The following is a 13,515-nucleotide window of genomic DNA, read 5'->3' as shown; positions in this document are numbered from 1 at the left end:
GGGCGGACACGCGGAGCACCCGCTCCAGCACCACCAAGAAGGAGAACCATGAACAAGACCCAGCTCATCGATGCCACCGCCGAGCACGCCGGCGTCACCAAGGCGCAGGCCACCCAGGTCCTCAACGCCCTCTTCGACGTCATCCCGATGGCCGTCGCCGCCGGGGACGAGGTCGCGATCCTCGGGTTCGGCACGTTCGCGGCCAGCGGGCGGGCCGCCCGCACCGGCCGTCACCCGCAGACCGGCGAGCCCCTGGAGATCGCAGCGTCCCGGGCGCCGAAGTTCCGGCCCGGCTCCGCCTTCAAGGACCTCGTCAACACCAGCCGGGCGCTCGTCTCCGCCTGACCGTAGCTGACGTTGCGGATCGCGCCCGGCCCAACCGGGCGCGTGTCCGGAGCACAGCTCCACCACCGCCGACCGACCAGGAGAACCGACCGTGAAGACCGCAAGCCCGCCACCCGGCGAGCCCAGCGAGCCGACGCCGCAGGACATCACCAGCGGTCTCGCCGAGCTGGAGCGCCTCGCCAACGTCACTGACCCCGCCCCCTCACCTTCACCGACGACCAGCCTCGCGCTGGTCGACGGTGAGACCAAGCGCGTCAAGCAGCTGCGCGCCGAGGTCGCCGAGGCGCACCTGCTCGCCGAACTCCAGGACGACGAGACGCCGCTCCAGCTCGACACCGACCGCGTCCGGAAGCTGCGGCGCCGTACCTGGGAAGCGGCCCGCCGCCACCAGCTCGCCCAGCACCCCGCGGCAGTCGCCTTCCGCGACGCCCGCGTCCGACAGGTCACGACCAGCATGACGATGACCGCCGCCGGACTCGCGCTCGCCGTCTCGTCGATCGGCGTGCAGGCGTCCGCGGCCAAGGCGCTGGACCTCAAGGACGAGTCGCTCGGCTGGTGGGCCGCGTTCGCCATCGAGCCGGTCCTGTCGCTGCCACTGCTCTCAGCCGTCGGCGTCCAGGCGTACGCGGCGATCCGCGGGAAGGTCGTGGACCGCCGATCTCCCGAGGGGCGGAAGCTGTTCCGCGTCGAGCTGGTCCTGTTGGGTCTGACGCTCGTGCTCAACTGCTGGCCCGCCTTCAAGACCGACTTCGACCTCCTCGACCTGATCGTGCACAGCCTCGGCCCGGTCGCTGCGGTGATCGCCGTGTGGGTCCTGCCGACCCTCTGGAAGATCCTCGCGGACCTTCCGGCGCCGTGGCGCGGTACACCCCCCGGTACACCCTCGGTACACCCTCGGTACAGGGAAAACGCGGATGGCCAGTACACCCCCGGTACACCCTCGGTACAGGAGATGGCCGATCAGGTCCGCGACATGATCGCGATCGGTGAACTCACCCCGAATCCCGGTCTCCACAAGATCCGTACAGCCCTCGGCGTCGGCGTCGAGAAGGCCCGCGAGGTCCAGAAGCTGCTCGTGGCCGGAGGTTCGTCATGACCCGCTGGGAGTACACCGCACGCGTCTGCACCACCGCCGACCTCAACGAGCTCGGCGCCGACGGGTGGGAGCTGGTCTCCGCCGTCTACGACTCCGACCGCATGTTCACCATCTGCTACTTCAAGCGCCCGAAGGAGGCGTGATGTCCACGACCATCCTGCTGGGCCTGGGGGTTGGCCTCCTCGGTGCCCTGTGCCCGCCCACCCCCGGCGCCCGCACCCTCGCCCAGGTCAGCGCCGCCGCCCGCCGGGCCGGGTGGGGCCGCATCGCCTGGCTCACCATCCTCGTTGCCAGCGGCACGCTCTGTGTACTCGCCTACGCCATCGCCCGCGGGTCGGGGTGGGCCGCCATGGTCGGCCTCACCGCGCTGACCTGCTACCTCGCCACGAAGCTGGCCATGGACGGGCGCGCCCTGCGCGTCCAGCGAGCAGCTGGGGGGCGAGCATGAGCGAGCCCGTCGAGGACTACGACAACGTGCTCCGCCTGCCTGTGACCCGCATCGCCGCCGAGGTCGAGGAGGTCGTCGAGCCGACCCAGGTGTGGACGCCCCGCCGCAGCGTTGACCTGGTCGTGCGCAGGGTCGACCAGGCCCGACGTGACCGCGGTGGAATGCTGCGCATCGCGGCCAAGGCGACCCGCGCGAGCGCCGGGTACGGCACCGCGGGAGTCGCCCGGACCGGCGGCGCCTGGTGGCGGTGGGTCACCGCCGCAGAGCATGACCAGATCCTCGCCACCCGGCCCGAGCTGGTCGAGACGACCCGCGCCCGGCGCCGGAAGATCTCCCTGTGGACCGCAGGCGTCGCCGGCGGCGGTGACCTGTGGCTGTGGCTCAATGCGGGCTGGCCGCTCTGGCTGCCTCCGGTCGCGCTGCTCGCCCTGGCTGCGGCGGTCGGCGGGATCGCCGAGTACGTGATCCGCCGGAGCAGCGCCGAGAACGGCGAGGCACAAGCGGCGCGCGACATCGGCACCCACCCCTCCGGCAAGGCGGTACGCAAGGTCTTCGTCGACGCCAAGCTCGCCAAGAGCATCGACGACGTGAAAGTCATCACGCCCGGCGTGATCCGCGACAAGAACGCGTGGATGTGCGAGGTGGAACTCCCCGGTGACGTGACCTACGCCGATGTGGTCAAGAAGCGGGAGAAGCTGGCCGGGGCATCTGGCCGCGGTGTCGCCCGTCTGTACGTGGACCCGGTGCCCGATCACGAGGGGCGTGTCCGTCTGTGGTCGCCCGACCGTGACCCGCTGACGGGGCCGCCGATCAAGTCGCCGCTGATCGGCCGTGAGACGCCGTTCGACATCTGGACCGAGCGCATCTACATGGGCAGGTCTCCGCGCGGGGTGGACGTCACGTTCTCCCCGGTGGGCAAGGCGATGCTGACCGGTGGTGAGCCGGGGTCCGGTAAGTCCGTGGCCGATGACCAGGTGTTGTGCGCCATCGCTCTGGACCCGTTCGCGAAGCTCGTGCTGGCCGACGCCAAGCGGGTGGAGCTCGCGGTCTACAAGAAGATCGCTGAGCAGTATCTGACCAAGCCCGATCCCGAGTTGTACCTGGAGTTGGTCGAGAGCCTGGTAGCGGAGATGGATCGCCGTTACGAGGTGATGGAAGAGGCCGGGGTCGTGAAGATCACTGGGAAGAACTGGCGGCGCCTGGACTGCCCGTTCCTGGCTTTCCACACCGATGAGGTGCAGTTCTTCACCACGTCCAAGCTGGGCGGTGCGAACGGGCCGATCACCGTGGGCCTGGCCGACCTGGTCGGACGCGGGCGGGCCGCCGGGGTGTTCACCTCGATCGCCACCCAGCGCCCGGCCGCCGAGGTCGTACCGACCCGGCTGCGCGACATCATGACGACCAAGCTCGCCATGATGTGCTTCACCAACGCCGCGTCCGACACCATCCTCGGTCAGGGCATGGCCAGCAAGGGCTACTCCGGAGCGCAGTTCGACAAGGACCACAAGGGCGCCGGCTGGCTGCACGCCGAAGGATCCGCCCCCGCGCAGATCCGCACCGGCTACCTCCACAAGCCCGACGAGGGCGAGGCCGGAGACGACGACGTGCGCGACATCGTCGAGATCGCCTACCGGCTACGGCAGGCGGCCGGGACGCTGCCGGTCCAGGACAACGACCCGGACGTGCTGCTGCTGAAGGCGTGCGTCGCCTCCTGCGGGGACGCGGAGAAGATCTGGACCGCGGATCTGCTGGAGCGGCTCACCCGGGATCCGGAGTGGGAGGACCTGGCCAACGAGCCCGGAGAGCTGGCCCGGCTGCTGCGTCCGCACGATGTCGCGCCGAAGGGGCAAGACATCGGCGGGACCAACCGCAACGGCTACCGGCGGTCCCAGTTCGTGGAGGCGCTGAATCGCCTCCAGAGGCGGTGATGAGCCTCCTCTGGAGGCCCCGTCTAGCCCCTCTAGGAACGTGTTTTCCCAGGTTGGCGGCCTCTAGTTTCCTAGGCGCCCCGTCTAGTTCCTAGAGGCGAAATGTCTAGTTCTAGACCCTCGCCAGAGGGTGGTCCAGACCCCGTAAATCCCGTCCGAAGGAGATCAACATGTGCCAGGAAGTTCGTGTCACGGCCGGAGCGATGTTCATGAGCGCGCTCTGCACTCGGGTCGGCGGTGGCCTCGCGCTCGTCGCCGGATCGGCCGCGGCGCTGTACGCGGTGGCCGGCGGGTCCACCATCACCGCGTGGGTCCTGCTCGGCCTGACCGCCTACAGCGCGCTCACCACGATCCTGCTGCTCGTCCGCCGGGCCAACCCGATGCGACCGGCCGCCGCTGCGGCGCCGATGCGGGCACCGGCGCGGACCCAGGTGGCCCGTGTCCTGGAAACCCGCCCGGCACCCGCCCTCCCCGCGGCCCCGGCCATCCAGGTCACCACCACCTACACCAGCACCCACCACGGCGCCTGAGAGGAGATCGGGATGGCGAAGAAGTGGTCCGTTCTGGTCGGCGGACACGTGGCGAAGGAGACCCGCACGAAGCGGGGCGCGGACCGATGGACGGAGGCTGCCCGCGCGGCGGGCCAGGACGCCCGGACCGAGCGGACCGAGACGTGTCCACGGTGCGGCCTGCACCGGTGCGGCGGAGGCCGGTGCGCGGAGAGCTGATGCGGGTGTGTGACCGTCCGCGCCGGTCACACGCCCGGAGCAGCCAGCTCCAGCACCGACACGAAAGAAGGAGATCGAGATGCCATTCAAGAAGGGTCAGTACACCGTCAAGGAGTACGACGAGGCCATCCAGCGCGAGCAGAAGTGGGTGAAGAAGTGCGAGGAGGAGGGATCTCCTGCTGCGCAGCACTTCAAGGACTCGGTGGAGGAGCTCACCAAGGCCCGGAACAAGGAAAAGGGCAGGCGCCCGTAAGCCCGCTGCCGTTGCGGATCGCGCCCGGCTCGACCGGGCGCGTGTCCGGAGCACCAGCTCCCACCGAGACGGAGGAGAACGACATGGGTCTGTTCGCTCAGGACAAGCAGGAGCGCGCCGCCCGGAAGCTCTACCGGAAGGACCCGGAGGCGCGCGAGGAGCTCGCCAGGTTGAAGGAGACCGCCGACGCCCGGGTGGAGCGGCTGCGCCAGCAGTACCTCGCCGACGAGCGGGACATCGTCACCCGGCACACCCACAAGAAGTAGCCCCCCACCACCACGAGAAGGAGATCGAGATGGCTCGGCGACCGGACCAGATGAGAAAGATCCTCAACACCCAAGAAGAGTTGGTCAGAACGCTCCGAGACAGTGAATCCGAGGCGGCCGTGACGAAAGCGATCAGTGCCGCAACAGCAGCGCGGCGCAACGCGTCTCCCGAGGAGCGTGAAGCAGCCGACATGTTCATGGCGACGGGCCCGAGAACCTTCGGCTGGTGATGGCATGGAAACCTGCATCTTCTGCGCCATTGTCGCCGGACATGCCCCGGCCACGGTGATCCGCACCTGGCCGGAGAGCATCGCGATCAGCCCCCGCCACCCGGTCACCCCCGGCCACACCCTGGTCATCCCGCACACTCACGTCACCGACGTCGGCCAGGACGCCACGGTGTCGGCGACCACCATGGCCCGCGCCGCTGAACTGGCCGCCGAACTGCCCGCCGCCAACGTCATCACCTCCCGGGGCGCGGCGGCCACCCAGACGGTTTTCCACCTGCACCTGCACCTCGTCCCCCGTACGCAGGGGGATGGCCTGCCGCTGCCGTGGACGCCGCAGCACGCCGCCCGCGCCACCGAACGGAGACAGGCATGAGCATCACCGTGGTTTGGGCCCGCGAGCCCATCCCGACCGGACCTTCCGTGTTTCTCGCGGGGCCAACGCCCCGGGCGGGCACCGTGCCGTCCTGGCGGCCCGCTGCGATCGACGCTCTCGCAGAGGCGTGGAACAGCGAGCAGCCGCTGACCGTCCTCACCCCCGAATCCCGGGGCGGCATCCGGGCCGAGCACTACGACGACCAGTTCGAGTGGGAGACCAGCGCGCGAGACGTGGCCACCGCGATCCTGTTCTGGATCCCGCGCGACCTGGCCGCCCTGCCCGGGTTCACCACGAACGTGGAGTTCGGCCACGACGTGCACACAGGCCGGGCCGTGCTGGGATGCCCGCCGGACTGCCCGAACCCCGAGCGCAACCGATACCTGATCCACCTGGCCCACCGCTACGCCGTCCCGGTCTGCGACACCCTCCCCGACGCCGTGGCCGTCGCCCTCGCCCTGATCTCCGCCAAACCCGTCATCCCGGGGATCGGCCGTAAGTCCTGACCCACCTGGTGGCCCCGGTGTCCCCCTCGGCGCCGGGGCCGCTCCATCTCGGGTCGTGTTGAGAATCGACCGTATCTCTACAAGATCGCTTCCGACGCTCGGGCGAGCCGATTCGGGTCCCCGGAGTGTCGAGAAACGCGTTGAAAAATCTTGATGTCCAACAACCCCCCACCCACCCATTTATCGACACGGGGGCACCATGACGACCACCGATGACCTTCTACTCGCCGAGCCGACCGTCCGCACCGGCACCCTCGTCGGCTACGGCCGGGTCTCCACTGCCGGCCAGCTACTCGACCGGCAGACCACCGCCCTCACCGCGGCCGGGTGCATCAGGGTCTTCGCCGACAAGCTCTCTGGCAAGAACACGTTGAGGCCCGAGCTCGCCGCGTGCCTCGACTACCTGCGCCCCGGGGACACCCTCGTCGTGCTGTCCCTCGACCGGCTCGCCCGATCCCTCCAGGACCTCATCACGATCGTCGGCGACCTGCGGCGGCGAGAGGTCGGCTTCCGGAGCCTGCACGAGGCGCTCGACACCACCACCCCAGGCGGACGGCTGGTCTTCCACGTCTTCGCCGCGCTCGCCGAATTCATCCGCGAACTCATCGTCGAGGGCACCAACGAGGGCCTGGCCGCCGCCCGCGCCCGAGGACAACGCCTCGGCCGGCCGCCCGCGATGGACGCGGAGATGGTGGCCCGCGCTCGGCGGCTGCTCACCCAGCCGGAGGAGACCGTGTCGAGCATCGCGGTCCTGCTGGGAGTGTCCCGGGCGACGATCTACAAGTACGTGCCAGAGCTGCTCACCGAGGGCGGTGTGCCGGGATCCTCTGCGATCGATCAGCGGGCCGGGTGAGCATGGCCCCATGACCTCACCCGATCCGCCCGACGAGCCGCCACCGTGGCTCCATGACCGCATCATGACCGCCCCCGCTCTGGGCCTGGAGAAACTTCGCCGCCAGGCCGCCGAGTAGCTGCACACGCGAAGAAGCCCCGTCGCCCTTCACGGACGGCTGGCCAGAACCCTCAATGGTCCCGATGTGTGATCCTTTGTGCTGTTCGGTTGGCTTTCTGCGGCGGGGAAGGGGGGAGCTCGCGCAAGACCCGTACGGCGTTGGCCGCGCTTCACGGTCGTTGATCATTCGCCCCATGGAACCTCTGCCTCCCAGAAGACGATCAGCCTCCGCTTCCCGACCCGTACCTCCACGTAATCCCTAGCCGCGCCCAGGGCGGCCCGCAGCGCCTTCGCCTCCTGCCCTCGGTACACCCGGTTCTCGATCCACGAGGCGGGTGCGGACGTGGGCACAACGGGCATCGGGACGCCCTTGGGCCAAGTCGCCCGCCGTACCGGATCGGTGTTCTCATCCTCATACATCCTCACCTGAATCGGCGCGGTGCGGTCCAGCTCGCCGGTGGCGCGGACCCGCCGGGTCAGCACCGAGAGGCGGTCGAAGGCGGCGACGATCGGCTTGTCCTCAACCAGCGGCGCCCCCTCCAGCCGGGTCTGGTGAACCTTGCCGTCAAGACCCACCACGGTCACGTCGAAGAAGGGCTGATCGCTCGCCCGAGTACGCTCGATCGTGCCCTCCCGCCCTGCCAGGAGGGCGACGAGACCGTCCCGCAGCTCGCTCAACTCGGCCGGGGAGAGCCGAATGACGGCCAGTTCCCCCTTTCTCAGTGAGACGGCCCGTCCGTCGGCGCCGACGTTCATCCTCTCGCCACCGCCACACGTCTCCGGACCACAGCTCAGGAACCGGATCACGACACCGTCCGGCATAGCCTGGGGCGCGTCGCTCTGGGTGAGCCCGAGATCCCCGGCGGGCGCGGTGGTCCCACCGGTTCGGGCGGCTCCGGCGGGGGTGGCGGTCTTGCCGGTATCGGCGGGTTCGGAACAACCGACCAGCAGCAAGAGGACTACGGCCATCAGATAACGGATCATGCCACTGGAACGAGCCGAACATCCATGTGGTTCACACACCCGCCCCGGTAGCGCCACACCGCAGGGTCTCTGCCATCCTCTGGTTCGTACACCACCCGACCCGTCCAGCCGGGCATGACCAGGTAAGCGCGCGGGGCGTCGTCGAGTTGCTGCTGGGGTAGGGCACCGCCGATCAGGCTTACATCACGGGTCTCCATCCGCCGAGCATGGCCCGAGCGGGAGCCGCGGATATCGGTTCCGGCGGGTTCCTGTGGACGATCAGCCCGGCCCGCAAGCGTGGGCGGGAGATCCACAAGCGCAGTGATCCACAAGCGCCCCACAAGCCGCTTTCCCCATGCTCGAAACCCAGCGACGAAAGGGGAACGAATGAAGGCTCCGGGAGGTGCTGTCGTGTGCCTGTTCGCGGCGGCCGTGGGCGAGCTGGTGGTCGCGGCTGGCACCCTCACCCTGCTGCCTGGGCTTCAGTTGGAGCTGACAGTCCAGAGCGAACGCGACAGTGTTGCGGAATACTCCTCCTTGGAGAGCGCGGTGTCCTCCCTTCAGGGCTGCGTGTGGGCCTACGCCGCAACCGGTGTGATCACGCTGGTCCTGGCAGTTCTGGCCTGGTGGCGAGGCGGGACTGTAGGGATGCGGGCCGCCGCCGCGTTGAGCCTCATACCGTACGCGGTGTTCTATCTTGTCTTCGGCGTGCTGGGGTGGTCGTCGTTGGACGAGTGGTACGCCCAGCTGCCGGGGCGGATCTCGGACCATTTGCATGGGACCTTGTACTCGGACATGATCCGCTTGCTGGCGGGGGCGGCCGGGCTTCTCTACCTCGTGGGGGTGGCCCTGCTCTTCCTCGCCGCACCGAGTCTCCGGGAGGGCGAGGGCTGCGAGGGCGGGACACCGGACGAACTCGCCGGGGACGCCGTCATCGACGCACAAGGTGAGGGTGCGGCGGTGCGGGGATGGAGGAAGCGGCGTGCGGGGTGGGCCGCCATGTGCCTGCTGGCGGCGTCCGTGTGCAAGCTGGTGATCGCGGTAGTCGCCTTCGTCCTCCCGATTGTCCTGCAGCGGGAGATGGCGGCTCGGCCGGTGGTCAAGGGCAACCTCCAGTGGTACATGTGGGGCTACACCGCGGCTGTTGTGATCACGCTGGCCGTGGCGGTCCTGGCGTGGCGGCGAGGCGGGACCGCAGGGGTGCGGGCCGTCGCGGCGCTGAGTCTCGCACCGTACACGGCGTTCTGTCTTTACTACGGCCCGCTGCTGGTGGGGATAGAGGCCTTAGAGGATGTGCCCCGGTACTCGGACATGGTCCTGTGGCTAACGGGCGTGGCCGGGCTCCTCTACCTGACGGGGACGATCCTGCTGTTCTTCACCAAGCCAAACGTTCGCCAGGCGCATCGGGTCGAGGTCTCCTCCGAGACGTGACCGCCCACGACGAGGGCCGCTCATCGATCCGGCTGCACACAATCAGCCTGGCCTGCGAACATGGGCGGCAAGGACCCTGAGCTGAACGCCGCCATCCGCGCTACGGCCCGCCTCGACTCCGACGCTGCCCGTGCCCGGTTGACGCTCGCCGCGGGTGGGAGCGAGGAGGATGCGGCGGCCACCATGAACCCGGGGGGCGAGCAGGGCTGAGAACAACCCAAAAGTCCCACCGCCCCGAAAGGTGAGGCAAAACCTGCTTAATCAGGCACTACAACATTCCCTACGCAAAGCGAATACAAATGTCCACATCTGGACATTTTGCAACCCGGCATCACCGGCAGTCGTCTCATTAGCGTCCTGCACCTACCCCCTTGAGAGGGCTCGTGTTCAGACGCTTACTTTCCGCCGCCCTTTTCGGCTCAGCGCTCATCGCCTCGACCATCGTCGCCCCACCCGCGTCTGCGGCAACCACCGGGTCGTGGACCGTGTATCAACCTCACGGCACGATCACCTCTGACGGCGGCGACGCCATCACCTACTTCAGTAACGCAAACGCCCCGAGCGACGGGCAGATCACCCGCACATCCATGCTGGTCCAGTCCTACTCCAACGGCAGGGTCGCCGAGACGGTCGACTTCTGCTATCAGGAACCGGGCGCCACCATTGACTACAAGTGCACAGGCCCATTCGACCTCAACAGCAGCCTGGGACTGTGGGTCTACACCTTCAGTGGCCTGGACCCTAGGGGCACGATCACCGTCAAGCACACCCTGCACGGAGGCACCTATCCCGCGAGCGGCGGAGCTCAAGACCGCGTCACGGTGAATTACGAGTACTAGCCCTGAACCCAACAACGCCCCGCCCGCCCTCTACGGAGGACGGGCGGGGCTTCGTCGTTTTAGGTTCGGGCGGGAGCGAGGAGGATGCGGCGATCATGCGGGGCGAAGGCGGGGAGTAGCCTCCCACGCCCCCTCTCCGCCGACCTGGGCAGCGCGCCCCTCACCTACAAGAAAGACAGCTCGCGCTCATCCCTCCGCAGTCTCCCTGGTACGGCCTCTCGTCGCCCGCCGCTTCGGAGAGACGTCGAGCGTGAACAGGTTGGACAAGAGCGTGAAGATGTGAGCGTTGAGGTTGGAGCTCGTCAGGGCAAACAGGGCCTGCTGGAACTTGTCGCTGACGATCTTCCTACTCGTCGCCCTCTCGGCTTCCTCCGTCAGGTCCATCACCTTCCAGAGGCGTTCACGCTCATCGGTGAGCCTCCGCTCCCAGTAGTCCAGCAAATGCTTCTTCTGCCGATCGTTCAAGGACGAGTCCTGGATGCGTCGAACGGTCTCCGTGACGGCCGGCGCAGGGAGCTCGGCGTCGTTCAGCAGTTCAGGCGGGACGTGGCCGGACATGGCGAGGAGCGGCCCGATCTTCATTCCGAAGACCCGGGCGAGGGCGACGAGGTGCTTGATCTGGGGCTGGCTTCCCTCAGTGCGCCAGCGGGTGATGGTGGACTGCTGAACGCCTATCGCTGCAGCTAGTTGGGCATCCGTCTTGTATCCCAGCCCTCGGCTGGTGGCGGTGACCCAGTCGGTGAACTGGGTGTTGGTGGCCTCCACGGAGGCGCCCCCTATGACTCGTCGGGAACATCTTAGGAATGACTGGACCATTACAGGTTCAGACAGATTGAGACAGGCTCAGGCATTTAAGGGTAGGGCTCCGTCATGCGTCCACGCAAGGAGAGTATGACTTGTGCACAGCTATAAGCGCTGGTGACAGCGGCATGGAGATCATAGGAGAACAGCCGGCCCACGCGAACGATCTTGCGGAGACAGGAAACGAACCTGTCATAAGATGCGGCACCATCGTCAGCCACGATGCCCCGCGATGTTTCCTACAGTTTCCCGCAACTGCCTGCGACGACGCGGGTTCGCGCATCTTCGTGGTCAGGGGTGCGCATGCGTGCGCAGTGTTGCGACACTATCCGGCACTATCCGGCACGCCAGACAACGGAAAACAACGGAGGACTACGAGAAACTACGGAGAACTACGATGCGTGTGCGAACACTACGCATGCTCAACCGTGCCAATATGTCCCAGGACCGCAACGTACCGCACAGCCTCCGACGCTGATCCGACTTGCTCTCATGGTCGGGACGGGGTTCAATGTCAGTGGCGCTAGGTGACCATGCTTTCCATGTTCATCGTGTGACGCCAAAAGATTTAGCCCTCAGTGGGGTGCAGTGGTCGGAGTTCCCGCTCCTACCGCCGCACGTGTTCCCGCTGAGGGCCAGCAGCTCCACCTCAGGTCTCTAATCCAAGGAAAGGCATAGCTATGCCTGCCAGAGCCATCGCCGATTCTACGCATGCATCCGTGGAGGGTGAACCCCGGATCTCTCTTCGTCCCGAGGTGTCCCGAAAGGGCGAGCCGTTTCAGGCCGCCTACATTTCGGCCCGTCTCGCCCAGCTCCCTTCCCTCATGCGGGTGACACACCTCGTGACTGAGACCGGTCTGAGCACTGCCACGATCACGCGGATGCTCGACTCCGGCGAGATCAAGAGCGTTCGCCCCACGCCTGGCACTCGCGCCGTCCCCCTGGACTGGTACATCGAGTGGGTCCAGGCCCTCATGGCCGAGGCACTAGCCGACCAGGCCCAGGCGTAGGTGGCCACAATGACCGACATCGTCAAGATCCCCTTCCACGGCGGATACCTCCACACCGCTCTCGACGATGGCGGCGAGCCCGTCGTCATCCTCAAGCCCACTATCACCGGCATGGGCCTGGACTGGTCCGCCCAGTACACGAAGCTTCAGCGCAGGTCATGGGCAACCGTTGGGCAGACACCAACGGTTGCCGCTGACGGCAAGACGCGCCTGATGGACAGCGTGGGCCTTGACACGTGGTCGATGCTGCTCGCGAACATCGATGAGAACAAGGTCAACGAGGGCGCGCGTCCGATCGTCATCGCCTACCAGAAGGAATCCGCCCAGGCTCTGCGCAACTACTGGACCCAGGGCGGCGCCATCAACCCGCGTGCCACCGCCAGCCAGCTCGACGAGCTCAGCGAAGACATCCAGCGCGCCAAGGGCGCCGCCGAGGTCATCGCCATCCTCGCCGGGGCCGGCGTCGGAGACCGCGGCTACTGGGACGCTTGCAGCAGGCGCCTCACCGGACGCCTCATGGGAGAGACTCCCCAGTTCGACCCGCTGACCAAGCCGCTCACCGTCTCCCTGTACCTGGAGAGCAAGGGGCTCCCCGGATCTACCATCAGGAGCGTCGCCCCGCAGTTCGGCAAGTCACTCAAGCAGCTCTACCTCTCGATGTACAACGAGGTTCCGCCGCAGATCGAGGACCTCGTAGGCAGGCACCTGGTGTCTGTGGCCCAGTACCAGGAGCGGCATAGACCACTTTTTGACCAGGTGTACAGCGCGCTCGCCGTCGTCTAACCCGCTCACTGCCTCCCGGCATCCACTTCAAGACGTAGGGAAGTCTGCCCCCGTCCCCTTCTGGGCGGGGGCTTTCTGCTGCCCATACTGTCCTGCTATGACCGGTAACCCGTGGGACTCCTGATGCGTCCCATGATCGTGTCCCGGCTCCGCGAGGGGGAGCCGGGGCCTGCTGCTCAGTCGCTCACCAGCCGATTGCAAGTCACACCGCTAATTATGGGCAGCCGATACCTATTTTTCGGAGGTCACATGACTGCGACAGCCCGACTTGGGAAGCGCCTCGCTCTGGCAGTTCTGGCAGGACTCATTCTGCTCGGGGCCGGGTTCGCCACGGACGCAGCCGACGTCGACGTACTCGCCGGATCCGGGTTGCCCATCAGGATCACGCTCACCAACACTGCGGAGACGCCCGACGCGGCAAGGTCGTAGAGCGACCTGGAAATGCGAAAAAGCCCCGCCGCTCAGAAGAGCGGCGGGGCTTCCGTGTTCCCGCAGGGCGGGTCAGCTGCAGCATCGTCCCCAGGGGAGGGGGCCGTACCAGGCCAGCGTACGGGGAAGGCTCC

At 67.5% G+C, this 13,515-nt stretch carries 19 protein-coding genes; 17 read left to right on the top strand and 2 right to left on the bottom strand.

All coding sequences use genetic code 11. The features are described from left to right. The first annotated feature begins 48 nt into the window (after positions 1-48). The 12 genes from ACWD3H_RS06770 (at position 49) to ACWD3H_RS06715 (ending at position 7,026) form a co-directional block, all read left to right on the top strand. Positions 49-345, top strand: a complete 297-nt coding sequence (locus tag ACWD3H_RS06770) for an HU family DNA-binding protein (protein WP_451954318.1) — start codon at positions 49-51, stop codon at positions 343-345. Between the two features lie 91 nt (positions 346-436). Further along, positions 437-1,441 carry a hypothetical protein gene (locus ACWD3H_RS06765; protein ID WP_451954317.1) on the top strand — a complete coding sequence of 335 codons (1,005 nt, stop codon included), beginning with the start codon at positions 437-439 and terminating at the stop codon, positions 1,439-1,441. After that, positions 1,438-1,584, top strand: a complete 147-nt coding sequence (locus ACWD3H_RS06760; RefSeq protein ID WP_451954316.1) for a hypothetical protein — start codon at positions 1,438-1,440, stop codon at positions 1,582-1,584. The genes ACWD3H_RS06765 and ACWD3H_RS06760 overlap by 4 nt, the downstream gene beginning before the upstream one ends. Further along, the gene (locus ACWD3H_RS06755; RefSeq protein WP_451954315.1) at positions 1,584-1,889 is read left to right on the top strand and encodes a hypothetical protein; all 306 of its coding nucleotides are present in this window, start codon (positions 1,584-1,586) and stop codon (positions 1,887-1,889) included. The genes ACWD3H_RS06760 and ACWD3H_RS06755 overlap by 1 nt, the downstream gene beginning before the upstream one ends. Further along, on the top strand, positions 1,886-3,817 hold the full coding sequence (locus ACWD3H_RS06750; RefSeq protein ID WP_451954314.1) for an FtsK/SpoIIIE domain-containing protein: 1,932 nt from the start codon (positions 1,886-1,888) through the stop codon (positions 3,815-3,817). Before ACWD3H_RS06755 ends, ACWD3H_RS06750 begins: the two co-directional genes overlap by 4 nt. A 170-nt stretch (positions 3,818-3,987) precedes the next feature. Continuing rightward, positions 3,988-4,347, top strand: coding sequence for a hypothetical protein (locus tag ACWD3H_RS06745; RefSeq protein WP_451954313.1), 360 nt, complete (start codon positions 3,988-3,990; stop codon positions 4,345-4,347). A 277-nt stretch (positions 4,348-4,624) separates the two neighbouring features. After that, positions 4,625-4,798: a hypothetical protein gene (locus tag ACWD3H_RS06740; protein ID WP_451954312.1), complete on the top strand. Its 174-nt coding sequence runs from the start codon at positions 4,625-4,627 to the stop codon at positions 4,796-4,798. 83 nt (positions 4,799-4,881) lie between these two features. Then, positions 4,882-5,064: a hypothetical protein gene (locus tag ACWD3H_RS06735; RefSeq protein ID WP_451954311.1), complete on the top strand. Its 183-nt coding sequence runs from the start codon at positions 4,882-4,884 to the stop codon at positions 5,062-5,064. A 29-nt stretch (positions 5,065-5,093) separates the two neighbouring features. Further along, positions 5,094-5,294, top strand: a complete 201-nt coding sequence (locus ACWD3H_RS06730) for a hypothetical protein (RefSeq protein ID WP_451954310.1) — start codon at positions 5,094-5,096, stop codon at positions 5,292-5,294. 4 nt (positions 5,295-5,298) lie between these two features. Then, a complete protein-coding gene (locus ACWD3H_RS06725) occupies positions 5,299-5,667 on the top strand; it encodes an HIT family protein (protein WP_451954309.1) in 369 nt (122 codons plus the stop codon). Further along, positions 5,664-6,173, top strand: coding sequence for a nucleoside 2-deoxyribosyltransferase domain-containing protein (locus ACWD3H_RS06720; protein WP_451954308.1), 510 nt, complete (start codon positions 5,664-5,666; stop codon positions 6,171-6,173). Before ACWD3H_RS06725 ends, ACWD3H_RS06720 begins: the two co-directional genes overlap by 4 nt. 199 nt (positions 6,174-6,372) lie before the next feature. Next, the gene (locus ACWD3H_RS06715) at positions 6,373-7,026 is read left to right on the top strand and encodes a recombinase family protein (RefSeq protein ID WP_451954307.1); all 654 of its coding nucleotides are present in this window, start codon (positions 6,373-6,375) and stop codon (positions 7,024-7,026) included. A gap of 282 nt (positions 7,027-7,308) precedes the next feature. Here ACWD3H_RS06715 and ACWD3H_RS06710 read toward each other — a convergent pair whose 3' ends face one another. Beyond that, on the bottom strand, positions 7,309-8,094 hold the full coding sequence (locus tag ACWD3H_RS06710; protein WP_451954306.1) for a hypothetical protein: 786 nt from the start codon (positions 8,092-8,094) through the stop codon (positions 7,309-7,311). 381 nt (positions 8,095-8,475) lie between these two features. Between ACWD3H_RS06710 and ACWD3H_RS06705 the strand changes: the two genes are divergently transcribed. From ACWD3H_RS06705 to ACWD3H_RS06695, 3 genes are all read left to right on the top strand, one after another. Beyond that, a complete protein-coding gene (locus ACWD3H_RS06705) occupies positions 8,476-9,519 on the top strand; it encodes a hypothetical protein (protein WP_451954305.1) in 1,044 nt (347 codons plus the stop codon). A gap of 60 nt (positions 9,520-9,579) precedes the next feature. After that, entirely contained in the window at positions 9,580-9,729 is a 150-nt protein-coding gene (locus ACWD3H_RS06700; RefSeq protein ID WP_451954304.1) for a hypothetical protein, read from the top strand. Between the two features lie 275 nt (positions 9,730-10,004). Beyond that, positions 10,005-10,358: a hypothetical protein gene (locus tag ACWD3H_RS06695; RefSeq protein WP_451954303.1), complete on the top strand. Its 354-nt coding sequence runs from the start codon at positions 10,005-10,007 to the stop codon at positions 10,356-10,358. Positions 10,359-10,544: 186 nt separating this feature from the next. Here the strand turns inward: ACWD3H_RS06695 and ACWD3H_RS06690 are convergent, their stop codons facing one another. After that, the gene (locus tag ACWD3H_RS06690) at positions 10,545-11,123 is read right to left on the bottom strand and encodes a helix-turn-helix domain-containing protein (RefSeq protein ID WP_451954302.1); all 579 of its coding nucleotides are present in this window, start codon (positions 11,121-11,123) and stop codon (positions 10,545-10,547) included. Between the two features lie 878 nt (positions 11,124-12,001). Here ACWD3H_RS06690 and ACWD3H_RS06685 point away from each other — a divergent pair. After that, the gene (locus ACWD3H_RS06685) at positions 12,002-12,169 is read left to right on the top strand and encodes a hypothetical protein (protein WP_451954301.1); all 168 of its coding nucleotides are present in this window, start codon (positions 12,002-12,004) and stop codon (positions 12,167-12,169) included. A gap of 9 nt (positions 12,170-12,178) precedes the next feature. Then, entirely contained in the window at positions 12,179-12,952 is a 774-nt protein-coding gene (locus ACWD3H_RS06680) for a phage antirepressor N-terminal domain-containing protein (protein ID WP_451954300.1), read from the top strand. The last annotated feature ends 563 nt before the right edge of the window (positions 12,953-13,515 follow it).

This window comes from Streptosporangium sp. NPDC002607 (genome assembly GCF_053592655.1).
This window is presented reverse-complemented; position numbering and strand designations above follow the sequence as displayed.